This window comes from Calidifontibacillus oryziterrae, assembly GCF_000331575.1.
Lineage (GTDB): Bacteria > Bacillota > Bacilli > Bacillales > Bacillaceae_J > Calidifontibacillus_A > Calidifontibacillus_A oryziterrae.
The window spans coordinates 674,272-700,846 of the sequence record NZ_KB223527.1 but is presented as its reverse complement, the minus strand read 5'-3'; the positions used below and the strand labels follow the sequence as shown (position 1 = coordinate 700,846).

The 26,575-nt window shown below is 36.2% G+C and carries 28 protein-coding genes; all 28 read left to right on the top strand.

What is annotated here, in order from left to right; genetic code table 11:
* The 28 genes from D612_RS0112060 (at window position 1) to D612_RS0111925 (ending at window position 26,568) form a co-directional block, all read left to right on the top strand.
* Entirely contained in the window at window positions 1-1,062 is a 1,062-nt protein-coding gene (locus D612_RS0112060; protein ID WP_017755739.1) for a M24 family metallopeptidase, read from the top strand.
* 56 nt (window positions 1,063-1,118) lie between these two features.
* Window positions 1,119-1,676: an elongation factor P gene (gene efp / locus D612_RS0112055; protein WP_017755738.1), complete on the top strand. Its 558-nt coding sequence runs from the start codon at window positions 1,119-1,121 to the stop codon at window positions 1,674-1,676.
* A 187-nt stretch (window positions 1,677-1,863) separates the two neighbouring features.
* Window positions 1,864-2,127: a YqhV family protein gene (locus D612_RS0112050; protein ID WP_407637471.1), complete on the top strand. Its 264-nt coding sequence runs from the start codon at window positions 1,864-1,866 to the stop codon at window positions 2,125-2,127.
* Between the two features lie 68 nt (window positions 2,128-2,195).
* A complete protein-coding gene (spoIIIAA, locus tag D612_RS0112045) occupies window positions 2,196-3,140 on the top strand; it encodes a stage III sporulation protein AA (RefSeq protein ID WP_017755736.1) in 945 nt (314 codons plus the stop codon).
* The gene (spoIIIAB, locus tag D612_RS0112040) at window positions 3,140-3,652 is read left to right on the top strand and encodes a stage III sporulation protein SpoIIIAB (RefSeq protein WP_017755735.1); all 513 of its coding nucleotides are present in this window, start codon (window positions 3,140-3,142) and stop codon (window positions 3,650-3,652) included. The genes spoIIIAA and spoIIIAB overlap by 1 nt, the downstream gene beginning before the upstream one ends.
* 25 nt (window positions 3,653-3,677) lie before the next feature.
* Window positions 3,678-3,881 carry a stage III sporulation protein AC gene (spoIIIAC, locus tag D612_RS0112035; RefSeq protein ID WP_017755734.1) on the top strand — a complete coding sequence of 68 codons (204 nt, stop codon included), beginning with the start codon at window positions 3,678-3,680 and terminating at the stop codon, window positions 3,879-3,881.
* A gap of 24 nt (window positions 3,882-3,905) precedes the next feature.
* Window positions 3,906-4,295, top strand: a complete 390-nt coding sequence (spoIIIAD, locus tag D612_RS0112030) for a stage III sporulation protein AD (RefSeq protein ID WP_071591163.1) — start codon at window positions 3,906-3,908, stop codon at window positions 4,293-4,295.
* Window positions 4,296-4,323: 28 nt separating this feature from the next.
* Window positions 4,324-5,526, top strand: a complete 1,203-nt coding sequence (gene spoIIIAE, locus D612_RS0112025) for a stage III sporulation protein AE (protein ID WP_017755732.1) — start codon at window positions 4,324-4,326, stop codon at window positions 5,524-5,526.
* A 4-nt stretch (window positions 5,527-5,530) separates the two neighbouring features.
* On the top strand, window positions 5,531-6,151 hold the full coding sequence (gene spoIIIAF / locus D612_RS0112020; protein WP_017755731.1) for a stage III sporulation protein AF: 621 nt from the start codon (window positions 5,531-5,533) through the stop codon (window positions 6,149-6,151).
* A gap of 3 nt (window positions 6,152-6,154) precedes the next feature.
* Window positions 6,155-6,823 carry a stage III sporulation protein AG gene (spoIIIAG, locus tag D612_RS0112015; protein ID WP_017755730.1) on the top strand — a complete coding sequence of 223 codons (669 nt, stop codon included), beginning with the start codon at window positions 6,155-6,157 and terminating at the stop codon, window positions 6,821-6,823.
* Window positions 6,824-7,390: a SpoIIIAH-like family protein gene (locus D612_RS0112010; RefSeq protein WP_017755729.1), complete on the top strand. Its 567-nt coding sequence runs from the start codon at window positions 6,824-6,826 to the stop codon at window positions 7,388-7,390. It abuts the gene before it with no gap.
* Between the two features lie 421 nt (window positions 7,391-7,811).
* Complete coding sequence (gene accB / locus D612_RS0112005) at window positions 7,812-8,330, top strand: acetyl-CoA carboxylase biotin carboxyl carrier protein (RefSeq protein WP_017755728.1); 519 nt, start codon at window positions 7,812-7,814, stop codon at window positions 8,328-8,330.
* An 11-nt stretch (window positions 8,331-8,341) separates the two neighbouring features.
* Complete coding sequence (gene accC, locus D612_RS0112000) at window positions 8,342-9,703, top strand: acetyl-CoA carboxylase biotin carboxylase subunit (RefSeq protein ID WP_017755727.1); 1,362 nt, start codon at window positions 8,342-8,344, stop codon at window positions 9,701-9,703.
* Window positions 9,704-9,738: 35 nt separating this feature from the next.
* Window positions 9,739-10,140, top strand: a complete 402-nt coding sequence (locus tag D612_RS0111995) for an Asp23/Gls24 family envelope stress response protein (protein WP_017755726.1) — start codon at window positions 9,739-9,741, stop codon at window positions 10,138-10,140.
* A 313-nt stretch (window positions 10,141-10,453) separates the two neighbouring features.
* Window positions 10,454-10,843, top strand: a complete 390-nt coding sequence (nusB, locus tag D612_RS0111990; protein WP_017755725.1) for a transcription antitermination factor NusB — start codon at window positions 10,454-10,456, stop codon at window positions 10,841-10,843.
* 22 nt (window positions 10,844-10,865) lie between these two features.
* Window positions 10,866-11,726: a bifunctional methylenetetrahydrofolate dehydrogenase/methenyltetrahydrofolate cyclohydrolase FolD gene (gene folD / locus D612_RS0111985; protein ID WP_017755724.1), complete on the top strand. Its 861-nt coding sequence runs from the start codon at window positions 10,866-10,868 to the stop codon at window positions 11,724-11,726.
* Complete coding sequence (xseA, locus tag D612_RS0111980; RefSeq protein WP_017755723.1) at window positions 11,723-13,078, top strand: exodeoxyribonuclease VII large subunit; 1,356 nt, start codon at window positions 11,723-11,725, stop codon at window positions 13,076-13,078. The genes folD and xseA overlap by 4 nt, the downstream gene beginning before the upstream one ends.
* Window positions 13,071-13,310 (top strand): exodeoxyribonuclease VII small subunit, encoded by a 240-nt coding sequence (locus tag D612_RS0111975; RefSeq protein ID WP_017755722.1) that lies wholly within the window; start codon window positions 13,071-13,073, stop codon window positions 13,308-13,310. Before xseA ends, D612_RS0111975 begins: the two co-directional genes overlap by 8 nt.
* Window positions 13,307-14,191: a polyprenyl synthetase family protein gene (locus D612_RS0111970; protein ID WP_017755721.1), complete on the top strand. Its 885-nt coding sequence runs from the start codon at window positions 13,307-13,309 to the stop codon at window positions 14,189-14,191. The genes D612_RS0111975 and D612_RS0111970 overlap by 4 nt, the downstream gene beginning before the upstream one ends.
* Window positions 14,192-14,906: 715 nt before the next feature.
* Window positions 14,907-15,509 (top strand): hypothetical protein, encoded by a 603-nt coding sequence (locus tag D612_RS0111965; protein ID WP_017755720.1) that lies wholly within the window; start codon window positions 14,907-14,909, stop codon window positions 15,507-15,509.
* A 25-nt stretch (window positions 15,510-15,534) separates the two neighbouring features.
* Complete coding sequence (gene dxs / locus D612_RS0111960; protein ID WP_017755719.1) at window positions 15,535-17,436, top strand: 1-deoxy-D-xylulose-5-phosphate synthase; 1,902 nt, start codon at window positions 15,535-15,537, stop codon at window positions 17,434-17,436.
* Window positions 17,437-17,440: 4 nt separating this feature from the next.
* On the top strand, window positions 17,441-18,256 hold the full coding sequence (locus D612_RS0111955; protein WP_017755718.1) for a TlyA family RNA methyltransferase: 816 nt from the start codon (window positions 17,441-17,443) through the stop codon (window positions 18,254-18,256).
* A 44-nt stretch (window positions 18,257-18,300) separates the two neighbouring features.
* Window positions 18,301-18,750, top strand: a complete 450-nt coding sequence (gene ahrC, locus D612_RS0111950) for a transcriptional regulator AhrC/ArgR (protein WP_017755717.1) — start codon at window positions 18,301-18,303, stop codon at window positions 18,748-18,750.
* Between the two features lie 27 nt (window positions 18,751-18,777).
* Complete coding sequence (gene recN, locus D612_RS0111945) at window positions 18,778-20,517, top strand: DNA repair protein RecN (RefSeq protein WP_017755716.1); 1,740 nt, start codon at window positions 18,778-18,780, stop codon at window positions 20,515-20,517.
* A 133-nt stretch (window positions 20,518-20,650) separates the two neighbouring features.
* On the top strand, window positions 20,651-21,946 hold the full coding sequence (spoIVB, locus tag D612_RS0111940) for a SpoIVB peptidase (protein WP_017755715.1): 1,296 nt from the start codon (window positions 20,651-20,653) through the stop codon (window positions 21,944-21,946).
* Window positions 21,947-22,171: 225 nt separating this feature from the next.
* Window positions 22,172-22,957 carry a sporulation transcription factor Spo0A gene (gene spo0A / locus D612_RS0111935; protein ID WP_026092482.1) on the top strand — a complete coding sequence of 262 codons (786 nt, stop codon included), beginning with the start codon at window positions 22,172-22,174 and terminating at the stop codon, window positions 22,955-22,957.
* 167 nt (window positions 22,958-23,124) lie between these two features.
* Window positions 23,125-24,708, top strand: coding sequence for a DUF342 domain-containing protein (locus D612_RS0111930; RefSeq protein ID WP_017755713.1), 1,584 nt, complete (start codon window positions 23,125-23,127; stop codon window positions 24,706-24,708).
* Between the two features lie 12 nt (window positions 24,709-24,720).
* Window positions 24,721-26,568 carry a GAF domain-containing protein gene (locus D612_RS0111925; protein WP_017755712.1) on the top strand — a complete coding sequence of 616 codons (1,848 nt, stop codon included), beginning with the start codon at window positions 24,721-24,723 and terminating at the stop codon, window positions 26,566-26,568.
* Window positions 26,569-26,575: the final 7 nt, after the last annotated feature.

Genomic DNA, 26,575 nt, shown 5'->3' with positions numbered 1-26,575 from the left:
ATGGACCGTCTTAATCGTGTTCGCGATCAGTTTAATGAATATGAGATAGATGGATTATTAATTACAAGTGATAAAAACAGACGTTATTTGACTGGTTTTACTGGTACTGCCGGCGTTGCCGTCATTTCATTAAGAGGGGCAAAGTTTATTACAGATTTTCGCTATGTTGAACAGGCCCATTCCCAGGTTAAAAACTTTGATATTGTCCAACATAAAGGCCTCATTCATGATGAAATTGCCCGACAACTGAACGAATTAGGAATAAAAAAATTAGGATTTGAACAGGATCAAGTAACATTCGGAGCTTATAGACTATATGAAAAAACATTTCCTGTAAATCTAATTCCTGTTTCTGGTCTTGTTGAAAAGCTTAGGTTAATTAAAACGTATGAAGAGATCCAGATAATAAAGGAAGCTGCAAAAATTGCTGATTTAGCCTTTAGTCACATCATTCAATACATTAGACCAGGCTTAACAGAACTAGAGGTTGCCAATGAATTAGAGTTTTTTATGAGAAGACAAGGTGCAACATCCACTTCATTTGATACGATCGTAGCATCAGGACATCGTTCTGCGTTGCCACATGGTGTAGCATCCGATAAGGTAATAAACGAAGGAGAATTTGTAACACTCGACTTTGGTGCCTATTATCAAGGCTATTGTTCTGATATAACTAGAACAATAGCTATAGGGGAACCTAACGACAAACTTAAGACGATTTATGATGTTGTTCTTGAAGCCCAAATCCGTGGTATGAAAGGGATTAAGCCAGGAATCACGGGGAAAGAAGCGGATGCATTAACAAGAGATTATATAGCTGATCAAGGCTTTGGTCAGTATTTTGGACATTCTACTGGTCATGGTATCGGTTTAGATATTCATGAAGGGCCTACGTTATCAATGAGATCAACTACAATTATGCAGCCCGGAATGGTTGTAACTATTGAACCTGGGATTTATATACAAGGATTAGGCGGGGTTCGAATTGAAGATGATGTTGTAATTACAAAAGACGGTAACGAAGCATTAACTCATTCTACTAAGGAATTAGTAATTGTATAATGATATTTGTTATGAAGTAGGTTTTATTAAATACATAAAATTTAGGAGGATTTTTAATGATTTCAGTTAATGACTTTAAAACTGGATTAACGATTGAAGTGGATGGGGGAATATGGCAAGTTATTGAATTCCAACATGTAAAACCAGGTAAAGGAGCGGCTTTTGTTCGTTCAAAATTACGAAATCTACGTACAGGAGCAGTACAAGAAAAGACTTTTCGAGCAGGTGAAAAGGTAGCGAAAGCACGTATTGAAAATCGTAGAATGCAATACTTATATGCTAGTGGTGATGTTCATACATTTATGGATAATGAATCTTATGAGCAAATTGAATTAACATCAGCCCAAATTGAATATGAGCTTAAGTTTTTGAAAGAAAATATGGAAGTGCATATTATGTCATTCCAAGGTGAAACACTTGGAGTAGAACTTCCAAATACTGTTGAATTAAAAGTGATTGAAACTGAACCAGGTGTCAAGGGTGACACTGCATCTAACGTTACGAAGAATGCGGTTTTAGAAACAGGTTTACAAGTTCAAGTTCCAATGTTTGTAAACGAAGGTGATGTTTTAGTTATTAATACAGCTGAAGCAAAATATGTATCAAGAGCTTAAATGAAAAATGATATGAAGCGGGTTCGTTATTACCTGTCAAAAGTAGTGATTGCAAAGCAATCATCCCTTTGACATGGTATATCGAGCCCGCTTTTTTCTTTCCCTTTTTAGTCTAAATTAACTTCCTTGTCATACATTTTAAGCAAATGGACAAATGGGGGGAAGTATTTTGAAACGCTGGTTAGGGATGGTGGATACTACCGTCATGTCAATGGCGGGATTAAGAATATTATCGGGATTAATTGAGCTATCAGCTGCAATAACAATGCTTTTATTAAATGATGTGAAAAAAGCAATTGCTGTCAATGCGTTATTGGCTATAGTAGGTCCAATTATTCTGATTACGACGATGACGATTGGACTCGTTAGTTTGGCCGATCAATTGTCATATAGCAAATTGATCTATATTGGTCTTGGTGTCGGTTTAATTTTATATGGGATTTATAAATAATCAGAGGTTGTCATATAATCTCTGCGCGTGCATAAAGTGAAAGTAGTAGATTACATACGAGGGTGAGAATGGTAGTGAATAATTTTGATTCCATACTTGAAATATTGCCTAAACAAGTTGAAAAAACAATTCGCAACATTGTTCCATCTGTTCAACATAGTATTGAAGAAATTCGTCTACGCATTGACCGCCCATTAGAAATTATAATTGATGGATTACCCTATTATCCAAATGACTATATTGTTACAAAGGAAGATAGTATTCAACTATTAAATAAATTAAGTGATTATTCAATTTATGCAATTGAAGAGGAATTACGCAGAGGCTATATAACGATTCGTGGTGGCAATCGTGTCGGATTGGCAGGAAAGGTGATTACTGAAAAGGGACAAGTAAAGGCGATTCGTGATGTTTCATCATTTAATATACGTGTAGCAAAGCAAAAAGTTGGTATAGCGGACCCACTTTTGCATTATATTTACGATAATCGATGGATGAATACAATCTTAGTAGGTCCACCTCAAACTGGCAAAACGACGCTATTAAGGGATATTGCAAGATTAATGAGCACGGGTAACGCGGAGCCGAAGATTCCTTCGGTTAAGGTTGCGATTGTGGATGAACGCTCTGAAATAGCAGGTTGTATAAAAGGTGTACCGCAACATGATTTTGGTCCAAGAATTGATGTGTTAGATGCTTGCCCAAAGGCGGAAGGAATGATGATGTTGATCCGTTCCATGAGCCCAGATGTCATAATCGTTGATGAAATTGGGCGGAAGGAGGATACAGAGGCCATTTTAGAGGCCATTCACGCCGGAGTGACTGTATTCGTAACAGCACACGGCTCCTCTATCAAGGAATTATATAATCGTCCGTCATTAGAGCCTTTATTAAACTTACACGTTTTTACTAGAATTATTGAACTTTCAAGAAAAAGAGGTCCGGGAACAATTGCAGCGATTTTAGATGAAAATGGGCTTAACCTAGCGGATAAAGTGAGTGTGGTTCAGTAATGAAATTACTTGGGGCAATATTAATAATTCTTGCCACTACTTGGTCTGGTTTTGAAGCAGCAAAAAAATTAACGGAACGCCCGAGACAATTAAGGCAGCTTAAGGTAGCACTTCAATCGCTTGAGGCTGAGATCATGTACTGCCACACCCCATTGAGCGAAGCAAGTCTTCATGTTTCAGAGCAAATAAAGAAACCGTTAGCTTGGTTTTTTGAACGTTTTGCCAAACGACTTTATCAAGGGGAGACATCGGTTAGTAATGCTTGGTCGGAAAGCCTTGATGAAATATGGGGAATGACTGCATTTGGACAAGGTGAATATGAAGTATTGCGGCAATTTGGTGAAACGCTAGGTCAACATGATCGTGAACACCAACAAAAACACATACGATTGGCTTTAACACATTTAGAAAGGGAAGAAAATGATGCAAGAGAAAAACAAGAGCGTTACGAAAAGATGGTAAAAAGTCTCGGATTTTTATCTGGTTTACTTATAGTCATTTTACTGCTGTGACGTCCAGTTTTAGGAGGAAACGTAGATGGAATTTAACCCAAGTATCATTTTTCATATCGCAGGGATAGGGATCGTTATTGCTTTTTTACATACGATTCTGAAGCAAATGGGAAAAGAGGACTTTGCGCATTGGGTAACGTTGGTTGCGTTTATATATATATTATTCATGGTTGTAACAAAGCTCCAGGATTTGTTTACAAAAATAAAAGGGGTGTTTCTCTTTCAATAAGCTCGCGGATAGGGGGGGACTATCATTGAAATTTTGCAAATTGTAGGGATCGCTCTGACGGCAACTTTTCTTGCGTTAATTATAAAAGAACAAAAGCCAGCATTCTCTTCCATGCTAGTCATCTTTGTGAGTATTGTCATCTTTCTGTTTTTAGTTGAGCAAATATACGAAATTATTCGCATGCTTGAGAGAATTGCGATCAATGCTAATGTAAATATGGTGTACCTTGAAACAATATTGAAAATTATTGGCATAGCCTATATCGCTGAGTTTGGTGCACAAATAACGAAGGATGCAGGGCAAGGGGCGATTGCTGCCAAAATTGAAATGGCAGGAAAAATTTTAATCCTTGTAATGGCAATCCCGATTTTAACTGTAATTATTGAAACCGTTATTTCATTAATTCCTTCCTAAAACCTACTATAAAGCAGGGGTGAATAAGTTGCTCTTAATCAAACTAGTGAACTTGAAGATTTATTATTTGTTATTTATTGCTGCGATATCTTTACTATTTGTATTTTCACCTTTACTTGTACAAGCTTCCCCTCAAGATGTTGAAAAAAGCTTGATAGATAATCAGTTAGAGAAGCTCGGGATTAATGAGGTCAAACATTTTTGGGATGAAATAATTGCTGAATATGGTGGGTTTTTACCTGAAAGTCAAAAGGGTTCATTTATTGATTTTGTGAAAGGAGACAAGCAGTTTTCGATTCATGAGTGGCTGAAAGGGTTTATTAAATATATTTTATATGAGCTACTGGCTAACGGTAAACTCCTCGGTACACTCATCATGCTTACAATCTTCAGTGTTGTACTCCAGACAATTCAGACGGCATTTGAACACCATACAGTTAGCAAGGTTGCTTACGCAATTGTTTATATAGTATTACTTGTGATTGCTCTAAATAGCTTTCATTTAGCTCTTACATATGTTGAAGCGGCAATTCAAAATATGATTAGCTTTATGATTGCACTTGTTCCTTTGCTATTAGGATTGATTGCTTCGATAGGGAATTTAGCATCCGTAGCCTTCTTTCATCCGATTATCATATTTCTTGTGAATACAAGTGGCTTACTTGTTCAAAAAATAACCCTTCCACTTTTATTTTTATCTGCAATTTTAAGCATTGTCAGTACACTGACAGAACACTATAAGCTTACACAATTAGCTGGTCTGTTAAAAAATATAGCAGTTTGGATGCTAGGAACCTTTTTAACTATTTTTTTAGGGGTTATTTCTGTACAGGGCACGACTGCATCGGTTGCGGATGGAATTACAATTCGGACTGCTAAATTTGTTACGAATAATGTTGTACCAGTGTTTGGACGAACACTAACAGATGCAGCCGATACTGTTTTAGGTGCATCAGTGCTTTTGAAAAATACAATCGGTTTAGTAGGGGTTGCAATTCTACTAATCATGGCAGTTTTTCCAGCTATTAAAGTATTGGTTTTGGCATTTATTTATAAGGCAGTTGCTGCGCTCCTTCAGCCGCTTGGTGGTGGACCAATCATTCAATGTTTAGATGTAATAAGCAAAAGCATTGTTTATATATTTGCCGCACTAGCAATCGTGTCGTTAATGTTTTTTCTAGCGATCACGATTATTGTGTCAGCTGCCAATATTTCGATGATGTTGAGGTGATATCATGGATATCCTTACAAGCTGGATTACGAATATTATTTTGTTTGTGCTATTGGCAATTGTTATTGATTTGTTATTACCGAATTCGAGTATTCAAAAATATACAAAAATGGTCATAAGTTTACTATTAATTGTAATTATTTTAAGTCCAATGATGAAACTATTTGATTCTAATATGGAGGAAGTACTCGCTAATATGATGACGTTAACGCTTCAAGAAAAAAAAGCTGGAGAAAATTTAATAGAAAATAAGAAAAAAGAAATACAAGCCTTACAACGTGCATATATTTTAGAACAAATGGCTGTCCAGATGAAATCAGTTGTGGAGGAGGAATTCATGCATGAATATGGAATGGAACTATCTGAAGTGAAGCTTCAATTTAATGAAGATACAGAACAACTAAGTACAGAAGATCTTCGGGCTGTACATGTTGTAATTAATATGAAGGACCGAACTGAAGATATAGATAATATGCAACCAATAAATGAAGTCAACATAGATACGTCAATGCCGATTGTAAAGTTTGATAAGAATAGCAATTATAATATGCAAGTCTTTTTGGCTGAAGCTTGGCAGCTAGATAAGGATAAAGTCGTTGTTTTTATGGAGGGAGGGGAGATGTAAAAAATGAAATATAAAGAATTTGTCAGCTGGATTAAAGGACTAGTTAGTCGTACAGAAACCGAGCCAAAAGAAAAAAAATATATGAATTATTTATTAATACTATTAGCGGTTGGAATTGTTTTTATGCTAATTAGTAATCTATTACCTTCCCAAACTCAAACACAAACTGACTCACCTGTTCCAGTGGTTGGCAATCAAATTTCAAAGGGTAACGATAAGGCAGTATTTGGACAAAGCAAATCAGAAGGGTCACTGGAATTTACTGATTATGAATCCGCGTATGAAAATCAATTAAAGGAAACACTTGAGCAAATTATTGGTGTTGATGATGTGACAGTCATGATAAATCTTGACGCAACAGAGTCTAAAATATTTGAGAAAAACACCGTAATCCAAAGTCAACAAACTGATGAGGTAGATCGCGAGGGGGGGAAGAGAAAGGTTGAGGATATGTCCCGAGATGAACAATTAGTAATCATTCGTAATGGGGACCAGGAGATACCGATTGCAATTAAAACGAAAAAACCGGAAATTAGAGGCGTACTCGTTGTTGCAAAAGGGGTCGAAAATATTAAAGTAAAACAAATGGTTGTAGAAGCCGTTACTAGAGTTCTAGATGTTCCGAATCATCGAGTGTCTGTATTACCAAAAAAAACTAAGGGGGAATCATAAATGTTATTGAAAAAACAAACAGTTTGGTTATTAACTATGTTAAGTTTGGTGATTGTGTTATCCGTTTATTACATCACTCAACCAAATATGAAGGATCAATACGCGCTAATGACGCAAGAGGAAGAGGAAAACCTTGAGCAACAAGTTGATCAAGGAATAAATGTGTCAATTGAAGAAATGGAGGATGGTACAATTACTTCAAGTATTTCTACTGATGATTTATTTACAGCCCTACGAATGGATATTGATGAACAACGTTCCAAAGAGCAAGAACAACTCGAGGCTATTGTTGCATCTAGCGATGTTACGGCTGAAAAAAGAAGTGAAGCACTAGACAAAATGCAGGATCTTCATACATTTGCAGCGAAGGAAGCAATCATTGAGACAATGATTCTTGCAAATGAAAATTATGCGGATGCTCTAGTTAAGGCAGAGGAAGATCAAGTGCGTGTATACGTAAAAGCAAAAGAAGAGGGATCAAATAAAGCAGCAAATGAAATTATGCGTTTAGTAAGAGAAGAGTTAGGGCCGAAAAAAGTAGCGGTCGAATTCCAACCAATAAATTAGAAAAGCGAAAGTGCCCGTTCAGCAACGAAATGACTGGACTGAGCCGTAGGAGATAAAGGAAACACGATGAGCGAAGTGAATCGATGTTGACTTATCGTACAGAGGAGAAGGAAGTCTAGAAGTTGCTGGGCACTGCAGCTAGACAAAGAAAAGCGAAAGTGCCCGTTCAGCGGACTAACATTTGTTAGTCCGCTTTCATATTGATTGACAATTTTTTCTTGTTACAAAATATTGTTTTTATACTAAAAAAAATGTCAAAAAATTATGAATCTAAAAATATATTGTTGAATTTAAAATAAAGATTATCGTATAGTGTATATATGTAAATATATAATGGGGAAATTAAAAATTATTTTCCGTTATACATTTAATATTTGTAAATAAAAAATCAAATGAGCAGGGGTAAAGGAGTGTAGTATTAGTGTTAAAAATTCAAGAAATCAGAGAACTCATTCGCTTAATGGATCAATCAAGTGTGAATGAATTAACTTACGAGGAAGATGGTTGTAAAGTTAAACTAAAGAAAAATAATGGTGTGAGTGTGAGTGCAGTTGTTCCAGAAGTTGTACAAGCACCAGTAGCAGTACCTCCAGTTCAAGCTGCACCTCAAGTGACTCAAAGTGCGCCGAAGGCTGAAGTAAAAGTGGAAGCAGCGCCTGTTGAGGTTAAAGAGGTAAGTGCAAACGTGGATGATGCTAACCTACATAAGATCGTATCACCAATGGTAGGTACATTTTATGCAGCACCATCACCAGAAGAGGCAGATTATGTTAAAGTTGGCGATAAAGTAAAAGCAAACTCTGTTGTTTGTATCGTAGAAGCGATGAAGCTGTTTAATGAAATTGAAGCAGAAGTAGAAGGAGAAATTGTTGAAGTATTAGTAAAAAACGGCCAGCTAGTTGAATATGGCCAACCGCTATTTCTTGTTAAAGCGGAATAGGGGGTGCTGGCGTGATTAAAAAACTACTGATAGCAAATAGAGGCGAAATAGCTGTTCGAATTATCCGAGCATGTAAAGAGCTTGGTGTTGAAACTGTTGCTGTTTATTCTGAAGGGGATAAAGATGCTCTTCATGTTCAATTAGCTGATGAGGCGTATTGCATTGGGCCTGTCGCATCCAAAGATAGCTATTTAAATAAAACAAATCTAATTACTGTTGCAAAGCTTACAAATACAGATGCGATCCATCCAGGTTATGGATTTTTAGCTGAAAATGCTGATTTTGCTGAGCTTTGCCGTGATAGCAATGTCACTTGGGTAGGTCCTAGCCCTGAAGCAATCACGAAAATGGGAACAAAGGATGTAGCTCGTGAAACAATGAGACAAGCAGGTGTTCCTGTAGTTCCTGGTTCAACAGGAATTGTTGAGAGTATTGAAGAGGCCAAAAAGGTTGTAGAGGAAGTAATTGGTGGATATCCAGTTATTATTAAGGCAACTGCTGGTGGTGGCGGTAAAGGTATCCGAGTTGCTCGTGATGAAGAGGAGCTCATTAAGGGTATCAATGTTACGCAAAAAGAAGCTGCTGCTGCTTTCGGGAATCCTGGTATTTATCTTGAAAAATTCATTGAAGATTTCCGTCATGTAGAAATTCAAGTTTTAGCTGACAATCACGGTAACGTTATTCATTTAGGTGAACGTGACTGTACTGTCCAACGCCGGATGCAAAAGCTTTTAGAAGAAACACCTTCACCTGCTATTGATGAAAAAACACGAGCAGAAATGGGTGAGGCTGCTGTTAAGGCTGCTCAAGCAGTTAATTATTCAGGTGCAGGTACGGTTGAATTCATTTATGATTATAACAATAAGCAATTTTACTTCATGGAGATGAATACACGTATTCAAGTGGAACATCCAGTAACAGAGTTAGTGACGGGTGTTGATTTGATTAAATGGATGATTCGTATCGCCTCAGGTGAAGAGTTAACGATTAAACAAGAAGATGTAAAATTTGAAGGCTGGGCAATTGAATGCCGCATTAACGCTGAAAACCCAGATAAAAACTTCATGCCTTCTCCGGGAGAAGTCAAAATGTATTTACCTCCTGGTGGCTTCGGTGTTCGCATTGACTCAGCTGTTTATCCGGGTTACAAAATCCCGCCATTTTACGATTCAATGGTTGCAAAATTAATTTGTTACGGTGATACTCGCGAAGAGGCGATAGCTCGGATGAAGCGTGCTTTAAGTGAATTTGTGATTGAAGGTATTGACACAACGATTCCTTTCCATCTACGATTATTAAATCACGAGAAATTTGTGTCAGGTGATTTTAACACAAAATTTCTTGAAAAGTATGATTTAACTGAGAAAAAGTAATACTTAAGAAAAGATTGTTGGAAGGAGATGTTTGCATGTCTGAAAATCAAGTAATAGATATGACTGAGCACTCTACAGGTCTTGGAAAAGTAGAAATTGCTCCAGAAGTAATCGAAGTCATTGCTGGAATTGCTTCAGCAGAGGTTGATGGGGTTGCTTCAATGCGAGGAAACTTTGCTACTGGTGTTGTTGAAAAGCTTGGAAGAAAGCATCATGGAAAAGGTGTAAAGGTAGAGCTTGGTGAAGATGGTATTGAGATTGATGTTTATGTTGTCATGAAGTTTGGTGTATCTATACCAGATGTTGCTAAAAAGATTCAAGATAATATCCGTCAAGCCTTGTATAACATGACAGCTCTCGAAGTAAATGAGATAAATATCCATGTTGTTGGCGTTCAGTTCGAACAAAAGGATGAAAATGAAGGGCTAGCAGAGTAAACAATAATATTATAATGTAAAGGCGGCTGTCCAAAAGTCATAATTAATGACGTAATGGGCAGCTTCTTTTCTTTATACTTAATTTATTGTAAAATCAGAATTTTTATTTGATCGTTGATTGTTTAAGAAATTAAGAAAGGACATCTTCAATTGCTGTTATTGGCTTCATGCCGTGTCTTTCTAATAACTTTGTGGTATGATCTTGTTATACATACCAATGATTATTGTGAATGATAAATATAGTGTAAACTATATTCATACTGTATTTTTTTAGAAATTTTAAGGGAATAAGATTTTGAAAGGATGTCATTCAATGAAAAGAAGAAAAGCTAGAGAAAAAGCATTGCAATCATTATTTCAAATTGATCGAAGTCAAATTGAACCAAGTGAAGCAATACGTTTTGCTCTAGAAGAAGATAAATCAGATCCTTTTTTAGAAGACTTGGTTATTGGAACGATGACCAACCTTGAACGAATTGACAAGTTGATTAGTGAAAATCTCGAAAAATGGTCGCTTAATCGTTTAGGGAATGTTGACCGTGCTCTTTTAAGAATGGCAACGTATGAAATGATATTTTTAGAGGATATCCCGTATAGTGTTTCAATAAATGAAGCAATTGAATTAGCGAAAGATTTTGGTGATGAAGAATCAAGTAAGTTTATAAATAGCGTGTTGTCTAAAATAAAAAACAAAATACAATAAATATTTTTCAGGGGGAAAAAGTGTGGCAGCAAAAATTATAAGTGGTAAAGAAATTGCGAATGATTTAAGAGAGAAAATGAAGGAAGAGGTAAATAATTTAAAAAAACAAGGATTAACACCAGGGTTGGCAGTCATTTTAGTTGGAGATGATCCAGCCTCTCATTCCTATGTTAAAGGTAAGAAAAAAGCATGTGAAGAGATAGGGATTTATAATAAGGCAATTGAGCATCCAGCTAGTTTAACAGAAGAACAGCTATTAAGTGAGATTGATCAATTAAACGAAGATGATTCCATTCACGGGATTTTAGTGCAACTACCATTGCCAAGTCATATTGATGAAAAAAAAGTAATAGAAAGGATATTACCTGAGAAAGATGTTGATGGCTTTCATCCGATAAATGTTGGGAGAATGATGACAGGTCAAAAAGCGCTTATTTCCTGTACTCCGTATGGTGTATTAAAAATGGTGCAGCTTCAAAACATCGAAATCGAAGGAAAGCATGTCGTTGTTATCGGACGCAGTAATATTGTCGGTAAACCTGTTGGTCAATTATTTTTAAATGAAAATGCAACCGTTACATATTGCCATTCGAAGACAAAAAATCTAAAAGAAATAACAAAGCAAGCTGATATTTTAATAGTTGCTGTTGGCAGAGCTAACTTTATCGGTAAGGAATACATTAAAGAAGGTGCTGTTGTTATTGATGTCGGTGTAAACCGTCTACCAACTGGCAAACTTTGTGGTGATGTGATTTTTGATGAAGCAAAGGATGTTGCAAGTTTCATTACTCCTGTTCCAGGTGGAGTAGGTCCGTTGACGATTACAATGCTTATGCATAATACAATCGAAGCAGCAAAACAATCGCAAGGTGTTTGTTCATGACCGAGCAAAAGTTTTTAACGGTCACAGCTTTAACACGTTATTTAAAGCGAAAATTTGATACAGATCCGCATCTCCAAGAAGTATGGATAAAAGGCGAACTTTCAAATTTTAAGTGGCATAGCCGCGGGCACATGTATTTCACATTAAAGGATGAAAACGCAAGGATTCAAGCTGTGATGTTTGCTAGTGATAACCGCTACATAAAGTTTAAGCCTGAGGACGGCATGAAAGTGCTTATTAGGGGCGAGGTAACGATTTATGAATCATACGGTCAATACCAAATATACGTCAAAGAAATGCAGCCGGATGGAATCGGTAGTCTTTATTTAGCGTATGAAGAGCTGAAAAAAAAGTTGGAAACGGAAGGGCTATTTTCCCAAGACAGGAAAAAACCAATTCCAAAATATCCTGAGCATATTGGTGTGATCACATCTCCAACCGGTGCAGCAATACGAGATATCTTAACGACGATCAAAAGACGTTATCCAATTGCACAGGTTACAATATTTCCGGTATTAGTACAAGGGGATCATGCTGCTCTATCGATAGTAAAAGCAATTGAACGAGCAAACTTAATTGGTGGATTTGATGTACTCATTTCAGGGCGTGGTGGTGGTTCAATTGAAGATTTATGGCCATTTAACGAAGAAATCGTAGCAAGGGCAATTTTTTCATCGCAAATCCCAATTATTTCTGCTGTTGGCCATGAAACTGATTATACGATTAGCGACTTTGTCGCTGACATGCGCGCCCCAACACCGACAGGGGCAGCGGAATTAGCGGTTCCCCATATTGAGGAATTACTTGATCGAGTACAAACAAGAAGAATAAGACTTGTAAGAGCTATGAAAGAAACAATAAAAAATGAAAAAAAGCATTTACTTCATCTTTATAAATCGTATGCGTTTCGTTATCCAAAGCAGCTTTTGAATCAAAAAGAACAAGAATTAGATCGTATGTTTGAGCGGCTTAATAAAGAATCAGGGCATTATATTGATACAAGGAAAGACAAGTGGACTCAAATGAATCGAAGACTAAAGCAAGTCCATCCTTTTGCACAAATAGCTAGAGCAACGGAGCAGTTTGATCGAACAATGCACGAGTTCGAACGGGCAATGAATATGATTATGAATGAAAAACGAATAAAAATGTCTACCGTACTTACAAAGTTAAATGCTTTGAATCCGTTGAGTGTAATGGAGAGAGGCTATAGCATTGTTTATACAGATGAAAAAAAATTAGTGAAATCAGTGAATCAAATCCAACTAGGAGAAATGATTAAAGTGCAGTTAATCGATGGTCAGCTAGATTGCCAAGTTTGGGGAATGGAGGAGAGCCAACAAAATGAGTGAAGAGAAAAAGCTAACCTTTGAAGAAGCGATGGAAAAACTTGAATCGATTGTGGAAAAGCTTGAAACAGGCGATGTTCCTTTAGAAGCAGCAATTGCCTATTTTCAGGAGGGGATGAGTCTTTCGAAGGTTTGTCATGATAAGCTACAAACAGTAGAAAAACAAATGGAACAAATACTTGCAGAGGATGGGGAAATGAAGCCTTTTCTTATGGAGGAGGCTGGCGAGGAATGAATCAACTTCTTTCAAGGTATTTAACTGAAAAAAAACAGTTGATTGATGATATGCTTCCAACATATATCCAAAGGCTATCAGCTCCAGATATTCTTAAGGAAGCTATGTCCTATTCCTTAAAAGCTGGTGGGAAACGAATCCGCCCTATTTTGTTATTCGCAACATTAAATGCATTTAACAAAAGTGAAAAAATCGGTTTAGATGTCGCCATTGCACTAGAAATGATTCATACATATTCGCTTATTCATGATGATTTACCAAGCATGGACGATGATGATTTAAGAAGAGGTATCCCAACTAACCATAAAGTATTTGGAGAGGCGATAGCTGTCTTAGCTGGAGATGGGTTATTAACATATTGCTTTGAGGTGATGGCTAATTGCGAGGATCTTCCAGCAAATATAAAAATTGAACTGATTTCTAAGCTTGCAAAAGCTGCTGGTCCTGCTGGAATGGTTGGGGGGCAAGTTGCTGATTTGTTAGGTGAAAATAAAAACCTTGACGTTTCTGAATTGGAATATATCCATGAACATAAGACAGGAAAGCTGTTATCCTTTCCAATCGAAGCTGGAGCGATCATTGCTGGTGCATCTCTAGAGCAGTTAAATAGTCTTCGCCAATATGCAAAGCATTTAGGTTTAGCCTTTCAAATTAAAGATGATATTCTTGATGTGGAAGGGACAGAGGAACAAATTGGTAAACCGGTCGGAAGTGATACAGACAATCATAAAAGTACGTATCCAAAGTTACTTACATTAGCAGGTGCTAAGGAAAAGTGCGAAGAACATTTGAATGAAGCTAAGCAATATTTATCAAAAGCAAATATAAATAGTGAACTTCTTTTGGAAATAACTAACTATATAGTAAATCGTGATCATTGAGCAATTATCTAGATTATGATATGATTGTAGTAATATTGGGTGGTGCAGTATTCTAGTCAGTCTACCGACTTTGAAGACGGGCCTAAAAATCCGTTAAAGGGCACATCGATGAAGTTCCTTGTGTCGGCTTGAGGCGCCCAGCCTTGGGTTGATGCTGGGAGTTAAGGTTGAAGGGCGATCCACAAAGGCATGTGGGCGTTGACCCTTCTTCCGCGGAGGCCCATTTGCGTAGGATAAGAGCACGACTCAATCCTATGGGATGGGGTATGAACCTGGATTGCGTGCTGGGAAGTATCGCAAACAGCGTAGCCTGCCTTGAGTGGAGTTAGAGGGGATTATGGTTAAAGCTTAAAGATCTCGAGTAGGCCGCTCGAACTTTATGAACGTGTCATATGAAATCTGCTCTGCAAAAGAGGCTAGGAGCCGGTTAAAGGCTGTAGAGGAAAACTCCTAGACTGTTCCATTGTGACATATAATGGGGATTATAGTGCGGACTAAGTGGTAATCCAGTCTAGTCGCTGGTGACACGGCTAAGGTGAGTTTAAAGGGAAACCGCCGAAGTGGCAACGCTTGGTACTTGCTTGGGAAAACCTACTGGACCTAAGCCGCAGTTTTTACTCATTATATGACCACTCTACTATAATTTGGCATACTTTTATTTGGTATAGAAGAAATAGTAAGATAGCCTTATTTATAAGGAGATTGTTGAAAATAAATGAAACAATTGCTACATAAATCGATACGTTTTGGTTTAAGTGTTGCCGTTATCACATTTGTGTTAGCGGCTATTTTTTCAATTATTTCCACGTTTTTGCTTAGTGGTGTAAAATGGGGATTAGGAATGCTAATCGTCTTTGTTATTGTCTTGATTGGAATATTCTTTGATATGCTTGGAATTGCATCCACGGCTGCTGATGAAACCCCATTCCATGCAATGGCATCAAAGAAAGTTCATGGAGCCAAACAAGCAATTTTTATCACAAGACATGCTGATCGATTTGCGAGTTTTTGTAATGATGTTATCGGTGATATATCAGGTATTGTTAGTGGTACAGCTTCAGCAATTGTTATTATCCAATTAACTACCGGCTTTGGTTATGGGGAAGAGTCAGCCTTTCAATTCGTAGTATCGGTAATATTTACAAGTGTTGTTGCCGCTTTAACAGTTGGTGGCAAGGCGTTAGGGAAATCATTTGCTATTCGTTATTCTACCGATATTATTTATCGAGTTGGCCAATTATTTTATCTCGTTGAAGATAAATTGAAAGTAAAAATTTTAAAAGAAAAAAAAGGTAGAAAAAATTCAACGCGTAAATAACAGAAATGAAAGTGAGTGGGTTTCTATGAATTTAGAAACGTTGAAGGAACCAAAAGCAATAAAAAACTTAACGAATGAAGAATTGGAAGTGCTTGCAAATAATATTAGACAATTTTTGGTAGAAAAGCTTTCAATAACAGGGGGGCATTTAGGACCAAATCTCGGTGTAGTTGAATTAACAATCGCATTACATAAAGTGTTTGACAGTCCCTATGATAAATTTTTATGGGACGTTGGACATCAATCCTATGTACATAAAATTTTAACTGGTCGAGCAGATGGTTTTGATACGTTACGGCAATTTCGTGGATTATCTGGATTTCCAAAGATGATTGAATCAGAGCATGATGTTTGGGAGACAGGTCATAGTTCAACTTCACTTTCAGCAGCAATGGGGATGGCAATTGCTAGAGATTTAAAGGGTACGGACGAGAAGATTGTCCCGATTATTGGTGATGGTGCGTTAACGGGTGGAATGGCACTAGAAGCATTAAATCATATAGGAGATGAGAAAAAAGATATAATCGTCATTTTAAATGATAATGAAATGTCGATAGCTCCGAATGTTGGGGCTTTGCACACTGTATTAGGCCGTCTTCGAACAGCAGGTAAATATCAATGGGTGAAGGACGAGCTAGAGTATTTAATGAAGAAAATTCCTGCAATTGGCGGCAAAGTTGCTGCGACTGCTGAACGAGTAAAGGATTCATTAAAATATTTACTTGTATCTGGTGTGTTTTTTGAAGAATTAGGCTTTACATATTTAGGCCCTGTTGATGGTCATAATTTCAATGAATTATTTGATAATCTCCATTATGCAAGAAAGACAAAAGGTCCTGTCCTAGTCCATGTTATTACGAAAAAAGGAAAAGGATACGAGCCAGCTGAACTCGATAAAACAGGAGAGTGGCATGGTGTAGGCCCATACAAAATTGAATCTGGGGAGGGAATTAAGCCTGTCAATACAGCTCCTGCCTGGAGTAAAGTAATTAGTGATACTGTCCAAAGGATCGCAAGAACGAATAAAAAAGTAGTTGCGATAACTCCTGCTATGCCAGTTGGATCAAAATTAGTTGATTTTGCCTTAGAATTTCCAGATCGTTTCTTCGATGTTGGGATTGCCGAGCAACACGCGATTACAATGGCAGCGGGCTTAGCTACTCAAGATTTTAAACCGTTTGTAGCGATTTATTCAACATTTTTGCAGCGTGGCTATGATCAAGTGGTTCATGATGTTTGCCGCCAAAATTTAAATGTGTTTTTTGGAATAGATCGATCTGGTTTAGTTGGTGCAGATGGTGAAACTCATCATGGTATATATGATATTGCCTTTTTGAGGCATATCCCAAATATTGTAATTATGATGCCTAAGGATGAAAATGAAGGTCAACATATGGTTCATACGGCTATAGAGTATAATGATGGCCCTATCGCCTTACGATTTCCTCGGGGAAATGGTCTAGGTGTTCCAATGGATAAACAATTAGCAGAAATCCCAATTGGGACATGGGAAGTATTAAAAGAAGGGACCCATGTTGCGATTCTTACCTTTGGTACTACGATTGAAATGGCTTTAGAAGCTGCAAAGCAACTCGCAAAGAGTGGAATCAGTGTTAAGGTAGTGAATGCAAGGTTTATTAAACCGTTAGATGAAAAGATGCTTCATGAAATTTTAAGCATAGGCATGCCAATCCTTACAATTGAGGAAGCCGTTCTCCAAGGTGGCTTCGGCAGTTCAATATTGGAATTTGCCCATGATTTTGAATACTTTGATGCATCTATTTCAAGAATTGGGATTCCAGATCAGTTTATTGAACATGGTAGCGTTTCGACTTTATTAAAAGAAATTGGAATCACAACAGATGAGGTTATGAATTCTGTACGGGCACTTTATGATAAAAGACTAAGAAAGCAGCAAAGGGCTTGAAGGAATGAGCAAAAAGAAGGAACGTGTTGATATTTTATTAGTTGAAAGAGGGTTAATTGAAACGAGGGAAAAAGCAAAGCGAGCTATCATGGCTGGACTTGTCTATACAACAGATGGTCGTGTTGATAAACCAGGAATAAAGCTCGAAATAGACACCCCGCTTGAGATTAAAGGAAAGATCATGCCATATGTATCAAGAGGTGGGTTAAAGCTAGAAAAAGCGATCCATAGCTTTGAAATAAATCTTAAAGAAAAAATAGTCCTCGATATTGGAGCATCAACAGGTGGATTTACAGATTGTTCTTTGCAAAATGGAGCAAAGCTTGTTTATGCTTTAGACGTTGGATATAACCAATTAGCTTGGAAGCTGCGTCAAGACGAAAGAGTAGTTGTAATGGAAAGAACTAATTTTCGTTATGTAACTCCTTCAGATTTTCAATTCGGTTTACCTAACTTTGCGACAATTGATGTATCGTTTATATCCCTAAAACTAATTCTACCTGTTTTAAAAACATTGCTTGTAAATGGAAGCGATATTGTAAGCCTTGTGAAGCCTCAATTTGAAGCTGGCAAGGAAGAGGTCGGGAAAAAGGGAATAATTCGTGATCGGAAAGTACATGTAAAAGTAGTCGAAGAGATTATTGATTATGCTCGTTCAATCGGGTATACAGTTAAAGATGCATCCTTTTCTCCAATTACAGGCGGAGAAGGCAATATTGAGTTTTTATTACACCTTTATTGGCATGAAAATCAACAGACTACCTCCGAGATCAATATTAAAAGCATAGTTGATGAGGCACATGCTACATTAAAAGGATAATTTGCATATCGCTATTATAGTGTATGTAGGTAAGAGGTGGTAAAGTGAATAAAGGACAGCGACATATAAAAATTAGAGAAATTATTGCAAACAATGACATTGAAACACAGGATGAATTAGTAGACACATTGAAACGTGCTGGTTTCAATATAACACAAGCAACTGTCTCAAGAGACATAAAAGAGTTACATCTTGTTAAAGTGCCAATGGCAGATGGCCGTTATAAATACAGTTTACCTGCAGATCAACGATTTAATCCACTACAAAAGTTAAAAAGATCACTTATGGATGCCTTTATAAAAATAGACACTGCAGGATATTTAATTGTTATGAAGACACTTCCGGGCAATGCAAATGCAATAGCTGCATTAATTGACCACTTAGATTGGGATGAAATTTTAGGAACTGTCAGCGGTGATGATACGATTTTAATCATATGCCGCACAAATGAGGATACCGAAGAAATTTCAAATCGTTTTCTCGATATGCTGTAAGAACGAGATAAAAAGGTGTGATAAAAAATGCTTGCAGAACTGTCTATTAAAAATTTTGCAATTATTGAATCGTTAACGATTTCTTTTCAAAAAGGTCTAACGGTGTTAACTGGGGAAACTGGTGCAGGAAAATCAATTATTATTGATGCAATTCATTTATTAGCTGGTGGTCGTGGATCAACTGAATTTATTCGGTATGGATGTAATAAGGCCGAGATTCAAGGTTTATTTCTATTAGATGATGAAAAACATCCATGTATTGTAACTGCTGAACGATTAGGAATAGAGACGATCGATGGAATGGTTGTGATTCATCGTGAAATTTTAACAACTGGTAAAAGTGTATGTCGTATTAATGGGAAGTTAGTCACACTCGGAAATCTTCGTGAAATTGGTAAAACGTTAGTTGATATTCATGGACAGCATGAACACCAAGATTTAATGAATGCTGACCGTCATTTACCGTTAATTGATCAATTTGATGAGGGGAAAATTGCGCCTGCTTTACATACCTATAAAAACCTATATACCGAGTATTCGAACTTAAGGAAGCAATTGAAGAGTTTAAATGAAAATGAGCAGCAATTAGCTCATCGCTTAGATCTAATTACATTTCAAATAGAAGAAATTAGCAATGCAAAATTAACTAGCGGTGAAGAGGAACAATTAATGGAAGAAAAGCTTCAGCTAGTGAATTTTGAAAAAATACATAAAGCAGTCCGCGAAAGCTACGAAGCCCTTTCAGAAGAATTTCGTGGTGTTGATTCTATTGGTTTTGCGATGAATCATCTACAGGATGTTTCAACCTTCAATGATAATTTGAAGGAAATTTACGAAAATATTGCAAGTAGCTTTTATTTATTAGAGGAGGCTGCCACTTCACTACGAGATCAATTAGAACATTTAGAATTTGACCCCCATCGTCTAGATTTTATCGAAGGACGATTAAATGAAATTCGTTTATTAAAGAGAAAATATGGACAAAGTATTGATGACATTCTAGAATATGCGGCTAAAATCGAAGATGAAATTGAAAAAATTAATAATCGTGATATTCACCTAGAAAAGTTAAAGAAGGAATTAGAAAAATCATATCAAAATCTGTTAATTGCTGCAGAAAACTTATCAAATCTTCGTAAAGCAATCGCGAGTCAACTAATAAAAGCAATTCATAATGAACTGCAGGAGCTTCATATGGCGAAAACCGTTTTCGATATTCAATTTAATAATGGGGAAACAAGAGAAAATGGGATGACCAATTTTAATGGAAACCAGCTTGAATTTTTAGAGAACGGTATCGATAAGGTTGAATTTTTTATATCCCCAAATCCAGGTGAACCGTTAAAGCCACTTTCTAAAATTGCGTCAGGCGGAGAGTTATCGAGAATCATGCTGGCGCTAAAAAGTATTTTTTTTCAACATCAAGGTATAACTTCGATAATTTTTGATGAGGTTGATACGGGTGTTAGTGGTCGTGTCGCCCAATCAATGGCTGAAAAGATATATCGAATTGCTAGCACCTCTCAAGTGCTTTGTATTACACACTTGCCACAAGTGGCAGCGATGGCTGATACCCATATATATATTGCCAAGAAAACGAACGATGATCGTACGGTAACCACTGTTCATGAACTAACTAGTCTTGATAAAATTAAAGAAATTGGTCGGATGATATCTGGAACTCACATAACAGATTTAACAAAGAAGCATGCGAAGGAATTATTAGATATGGCAGAAAAAATAAAACAATCGGTTGCTGTAAATTAAGTAAAAATGTAAGAGCTATCCAAACGTGGATAGCTTTTTTGTATAGGGGAAGTTATAAATGAACAGTATGAGGGCAAAATTATTACTGTAGCCATGATAATAGTGTGGGATTGGAGCGAGGAGAGTGAAATGATTGAAAAAAGAATGGCTTAGAAAATTGGTTGGTTTAATTCTCCTTGTTCTTTTAATTGGTGTTGGCTTTTTCGAACCAATGAAAGAGTATGTTTCCATTCCAAGAGAAATTATTCTCTTTGAAGGTCAGGAAGCAACTGTAACTTCGTTACCTGTCTTTTCACAAATAAATGAAGAAGCCATTTATTCGATAGCACGAGATGAAGAGAATACGCTTTCTATAAAAGGAAAGGAAAGCGGGGAAGAAAAGATGCTGTTAGAAATGGCGAACTTTCCAGTTAAAAATGTTGATATAAAAGTTCTACCTGATTTTAAAATAATTCCAGGTGGGCAATCGTTAGGTGTTAGGTTAAATACGTTAGGTGTTCTAGTAGTAGGGCATCACCTTATTGAAACAAAACAAGGAAATGAATCTCCAGGAGAAAAAGCAGGTATTGAAATTGGGGATATTATCATGAAAATTGATGATAAACCAATTGAAAAGATGAGTGACGTTTCCTATTATGTTGACCAAGCAGGTAAAAATGACAAGCCGTTGAAATTAATAATAAAACGGGACGAAAATGAATTTGAAACTGAGCTTATTCCTTTGAAGGCAAAAAATGAAGATCATTATCGAATTGGATTATATATAAGAGATTCTGCTGCTGGGATTGGAACAATGACATTTTACCACCCCGAATCAAAGAAGTATGGTGCGCTAGGTCATGTTATATCTGACATGGATACAAAAAAGCCAATTGTTGTTCATGATGGGCAAATAGTTCGCTCAACTGTTACTTCGATTGAGAAAGGGGCTAATGGTAGTCCCGGAGAAAAATTGGCCCGCTTTGCAAATGATCGCGAAATAATTGGCAATATATCTAAAAATAGTCCATTTGGGATTTTTGGGAAATTAAATACAGATGTCAAAAATGGAATCATGGACAATCCAATGCCTATTGCGCTATCACATCAAGTAAAAGAGGGTCCAGCAAAGATTTTGACTGTAGTAGAAGGAGATAAAGTCCAGGAGTTCGATGTAGAAGTTGTAAGTTCAGTGCCTCAAAAATTTCCTGCAACAAAGGGAATGGTTATTAATATTACCGACCCAAAGCTTCTAGATAAAACTGGTGGAATTGTTCAAGGGATGAGTGGAAGTCCTATAATTCAAGAAGGGAAATTAATCGGAGCTGTCACTCATGTCTTCGTAAACGATCCTACTAGCGGATACGGTGTTCATATCGAATGGATGCTTAATGAAGCAGGGATTAATATTTATGAAAAATCGCCAGAAACTGAGAAAAAAGCGAGCTAATGCTCGCTTTCGGTTTTTCTTCGATTAAATTCGACCAGCTCGTGCAAGCAATGTAATAATATAGCAAATAACGTCGAACGAGTGAGGAATTTGAAGAAAACGAGAGATATTATAGGATTTTTATAATTTTTTTATAAAAATTAAAGGAATTAAAGTTGCATTGTCGAATTCTTTAGATACAATAAAAAATAGAGAATATTTAGAATTTGAGGAGGAACGTTTGTGTTGAAAAAAATTAAAGTATGTTTAGTAGATGATAATCGCGAATTAGTATCGCTTTTAGAGGATTATTTATCAAATCAGGATGATATAGAAGTAATAGGTGTAGCATATAACGGTCAGGAATGCTTACACTTATTGGAAGAACAAAATCCTGATGTGTTAGTACTTGATATTATCATGCCGCATTTAGATGGCTTGGCAGTATTAGAAAAAATGCGTGATTTACATAAACCATCTTTACCAAACGTAATTATGCTAACCGCTTTTGGACAAGAAGATGTCACAACAAAGGCAGTTGAGCTTGGTGCATCCTACTTTATGTTAAAGCCATTCGATATGGAGAACTTAGCAAACCAGATACGTCAAGTTTCTGGGAAAGCATCCACTATTGTAAAACGTCCTATTGTAACGAGAACTGCTGCTGAACCAAAAACAAAAAGCTTAGACGCCAATATTACAAGCATTATTCATGAAATTGGTGTTCCGGCTCACATTAAAGGCTATTTATATCTTCGAGAAGCCATTTCGATGGTGTATAATGATATCGAGCTATTAGGCTCGATTACGAAGGTTTTATATCCAGATATTGCTAAGAAATACAATACAACAGCAAGTCGTGTTGAACGTGCAATTCGCCATGCGATTGAAGTAGCGTGGAGTCGAGGTAATATTGACTCGATTTCTAACCTATTTGGATACACGGTCAGCATGTCAAAAGCAAAGCCGACAAATAGCGAATTCATTGCGATGGTTGCTGATAAGCTTCGCTTAGAACATAAGGCATCATAATAACTCTTAAAAAACACCTTCTGGGTGTTTTTTTTTAGAATTTTAAGTGAACTTTAAAAAAATTTACCAATTTCATGATAAGATAATAAATATATACATTTTACTATTTAATTACTACAGGTTGAAAAATTAAAAATACAATCTTCAAATCCAGAAAGGAATGGCAGATGGCTATGGAAATCTTTTCAAATGAATTTTTTCAACTTGAAGAAGAAAATGAATTTATTTACATTACCGTCAAAAAACCAGGATTCCTAATAAAAGAATTTAATGACTTACTTGAAAAATTGCCGAGAATTGAGATTAATCAATTTATGAATTTGAGAATGGCACTAGAGGAAGCGAGTGGTGCTAAGATTCATATTGGTAGTTTGCGACCGGTAGTTCAAATAACGATATCGAAAGATAAAATGGAGGCTAAAGCAAAAATAAACGAATCGGATCACAAGTTTTTCGAAAATATGGGGGCTTATACGAGTAAAGTTGTCGAAGCTTTAAAGCAAAACAATATTACAGACGGTATTTTAACTGAAGTTATAAAAAATGAATTAATTCCTCGCAGGGAAATTGTAATTGCAAAGGGTATTCCACCAATTGATGGTGAACCGGCAAAGGTTAAGTATTATCAGCTCTCAGAACGAAAACCAGCGATTCGAGAAGATGGCAAAGCCGATTATTATGATATGAACTTTATTGATGAGGTAAAAAAGGGCACTTGGCTAGGAGAAAAAATTGAACGCACAGAAGGAACTCCAGGGCGAACTGTTACAGGTGAATCGTTGAAGCAAAAGAAAGGCAAAGATCGGCGATTATTGTATGACAAAAAAACAGTCGAAGCTGTCAACGAAGATGGAAAAACTATACTTCGGGCTAAAATTGATGGTGTTGTGAAATTTATAGAAGGTAAAATATCCGTTGGTAATCACTTAGTTATTGATGGTGATGTTGGGGTTGAAACCGGTAATATTGATTTTGATGGCAGTGTTGAAATAAAAGGAACTGTTCAACCAGGATTCTCAGTGACAGCAACTGGGGATATTTCAATTTTAAGTGAGCTAGGTATAAATGGGGCAAAGTTAATTCAGTCACGAAATGGAGATGTTTTTGTTAAAGGAGGCATTTTTGGTCAGGGAAAAAGTCAGGTAATTGCCGCCAAAAATATTTATATAAAGCACGCCAATGAATGTTTCCTAGAAGCAGAAGAGGATATTAATATTGGTTATTATTCAATTGGAAGTAGCCTTAAGGGCAAAAACGTCATTACAGATGACCGTAAAGGGAAAGTCATTGGTGGGGTTATTGAAGCAAAGGGAAAAGTAGTTGCAGCATATATTGGAAATAAAATGGAGCGTAAAACCGTTGTCAATGTAGCAGGCTTTGACCGAAATGCTATTAAAAAACAGTTAGATGAACTGTTAATACATTATAAAAAAGTAGTCACAGAAGTTGAGCAATTAAAAAGACAATTAGAGATTTTTGAAAGCTTTTTAAAACAGTTGGATGAGAACCAGTTATCTGATTACAAGCAGCGTGTACAAAAATATGAAGAGTTAATGTCAGAGGTTTCAAATATCGAGATTGGTAGAAAGGCATTAATGGACTACCTCGAGACGAAAGGAGAAGGACAAGTTCTTATTTCACAAGAGGCTTTTCCAGAGGTATTACTTGAAATTAAACACCATAAAAAGAAACTAAATCATCCTGTACGGGGAACATTTTATGCTTTAGGTAAAGAGTTGCATTTTGAATAGGGGCTGAGGGGTTTGGAAGAATTATTAAATACTAAACTAAAGCGGTTTGATGTTTTATTAAATGCAATTGATTTTTTCACTCAAAGGTTTCATGTTGAACAAATCATGGAGTTTGGATACAGATTTGTAAATGAGTTGTTAACATTGGAGTCCTCTGCGTTATTTATTCGTGAGGGCAATTCATTTGTTATGAAAACCGAAAATGGATATCATGTTAATCAATATAGCCTTACATCAACAAAAAAATTAGATGAAATTCCGCTTTTTCATGGTCATATCATTACAACTAACTTACAGTCATATTTTCCTGCGGAAACAATTGAGTTATTTAGTATAAGGCTTGTAGTTCCGTTAATCATTGATACAGAATTAGCAGGTTTTATTGTTTCAAAAGGGAAGAAAAACTCTGAATTAGATTCTGATGATTTAAGCATGGTTGATTATTTAATGAAGCTTATTAACCACTCGCTAGAGAATAATCAACGCTTTTTAGACTTTCAAAAGATTAATTCGGATTTGGATCGCAAAATTTTTAACTTATTTGTTATTAACCAAAGTACGAAAGCATTATTATCTGAATTAAGACTTGGAAATTTATATTCTAATGCGACGGATGTATTTAGTGAAGTTTCAGGAAGCAAGGTTACATCATTTGGGATATTTGATCCTTTAACTAATAAAATTAAAATATCTGGTTATCGTAATGTTAACTCATTTAGTGTTTATTATACAGAGCTCGAGTTAAAGGAGAGGAAGTACGCATCTCCAAACATTGTCCTACATATAAAAGAAGATTTGGACCTGATTAAGTCGTTATTTGTTAACTGGCAAGAATTTGAGAATTTAGATGCTCAATATATCGTTCTTATTGTAAAGGATGAAATTTTGGGTGTTGTTACGATAAGTGAAGCTGTAAATGGTGTTTCCTATAGTCGGGCTGACTTTGAATTGATTGAATCGCTTGCCGCAACAACATATATTGCGATTACAAATGCAAAGCTATTTAACGAAATAAAAGCACAAAAAGAGGAAATTGAAAAAAAATATAAAGCTCTCTCAATGTTAAATAAATTATCGAGGACAATAAATTCCGGTAAAACAAAGGATGAACTCTTTTCGCTTACACTTCAAACGCTTCAGCTTGGATATGGTGTGAAAAAAGCGTTTTTCTCTGTAAGATCGAAAAATAATGATTATATCATCATAAAAAGTGTTGGCTTAGATGATGTTGATGGGCAAAATTATCAAATACCTCAAAATGTCAAGGATAAGCTTACGATTGAGACATATTATAATTATGAATCGATTCGTGTGTCAGACTATTTTACAAATCATAAGCTTATCGAGAAATTTGGAGATGTAAACGGCATTGTACTATCCCCGTTATTTATGGAAAACAAGCTCCAATTGTCGAAAGAAACGATTGACGGTTATTTAGTTGTCATTGAAACGAATGATAATTTAAAAGAGGAAGAAATATTGATTATTGATACAATTACTAAAAATATTTCACCAATTTTATATCAAATGCACGAGAAGGATGAGCTCAAAAAACAATATACGATGGATTACAAACAACTATTTATAAGTGCACTTGAGCAGAAAATTGATTATTTTCAAAAGTACTCCATTGATTTTTATGTTTATTTCAAACAAGTCCACCCATCCATTTTTATGAAAGCTAAATTCAACCGTGATGAGTTACAGATTGAACACGACGATAGTGAAGTATTTGAAATTGATAATTACATATTCATTATCAGTTCCAGTTCAACACCTAATTTAAGTAACGATTGGCAAATGATTAAGAACCCGATGGATTGTAGGGAAGTTATAGATGAACCTTTTGCCAAAATCTGAAGTTCAG

Coding starts and splice junctions, on each gene's coding strand:
- spoIIIAC (WP_017755734.1), top strand. CDS start 3,678: ATGGAATTTAACCCAAGTATCATTTTTCATATCGCAGGGATAGGGATC.
- D612_RS0111930 (WP_017755713.1), top strand. CDS start 23,125: ATGGCTATGGAAATCTTTTCAAATGAATTTTTTCAACTTGAAGAAGAA.
- nusB (WP_017755725.1), top strand. CDS start 10,454: ATGAAAAGAAGAAAAGCTAGAGAAAAAGCATTGCAATCATTATTTCAA.
- D612_RS0112060 (WP_017755739.1), top strand. CDS start 1: ATGGACCGTCTTAATCGTGTTCGCGATCAGTTTAATGAATATGAGATA.
- D612_RS0111955 (WP_017755718.1), top strand. CDS start 17,441: ATGAGCAAAAAGAAGGAACGTGTTGATATTTTATTAGTTGAAAGAGGG.
- efp (WP_017755738.1), top strand. CDS start 1,119: ATGATTTCAGTTAATGACTTTAAAACTGGATTAACGATTGAAGTGGAT.
- spoIIIAF (WP_017755731.1), top strand. CDS start 5,531: ATGGATATCCTTACAAGCTGGATTACGAATATTATTTTGTTTGTGCTA.
- spoIIIAG (WP_017755730.1), top strand. CDS start 6,155: ATGAAATATAAAGAATTTGTCAGCTGGATTAAAGGACTAGTTAGTCGT.
- recN (WP_017755716.1), top strand. CDS start 18,778: ATGCTTGCAGAACTGTCTATTAAAAATTTTGCAATTATTGAATCGTTA.
- xseA (WP_017755723.1), top strand. CDS start 11,723: ATGACCGAGCAAAAGTTTTTAACGGTCACAGCTTTAACACGTTATTTA.
- spoIIIAA (WP_017755736.1), top strand. CDS start 2,196: ATGGTAGTGAATAATTTTGATTCCATACTTGAAATATTGCCTAAACAA.
- spoIIIAB (WP_017755735.1), top strand. CDS start 3,140: ATGAAATTACTTGGGGCAATATTAATAATTCTTGCCACTACTTGGTCT.
- D612_RS0111970 (WP_017755721.1), top strand. CDS start 13,307: ATGAATCAACTTCTTTCAAGGTATTTAACTGAAAAAAAACAGTTGATT.
- D612_RS0112010 (WP_017755729.1), top strand. CDS start 6,824: ATGTTATTGAAAAAACAAACAGTTTGGTTATTAACTATGTTAAGTTTG.
- D612_RS0111995 (WP_017755726.1), top strand. CDS start 9,739: ATGTCTGAAAATCAAGTAATAGATATGACTGAGCACTCTACAGGTCTT.
- dxs (WP_017755719.1), top strand. CDS start 15,535: ATGAATTTAGAAACGTTGAAGGAACCAAAAGCAATAAAAAACTTAACG.
- D612_RS0111965 (WP_017755720.1), top strand. CDS start 14,907: ATGAAACAATTGCTACATAAATCGATACGTTTTGGTTTAAGTGTTGCC.
- D612_RS0111975 (WP_017755722.1), top strand. CDS start 13,071: ATGAGTGAAGAGAAAAAGCTAACCTTTGAAGAAGCGATGGAAAAACTT.
- D612_RS0112050 (WP_407637471.1), top strand. CDS start 1,864: ATGGTGGATACTACCGTCATGTCAATGGCGGGATTAAGAATATTATCG.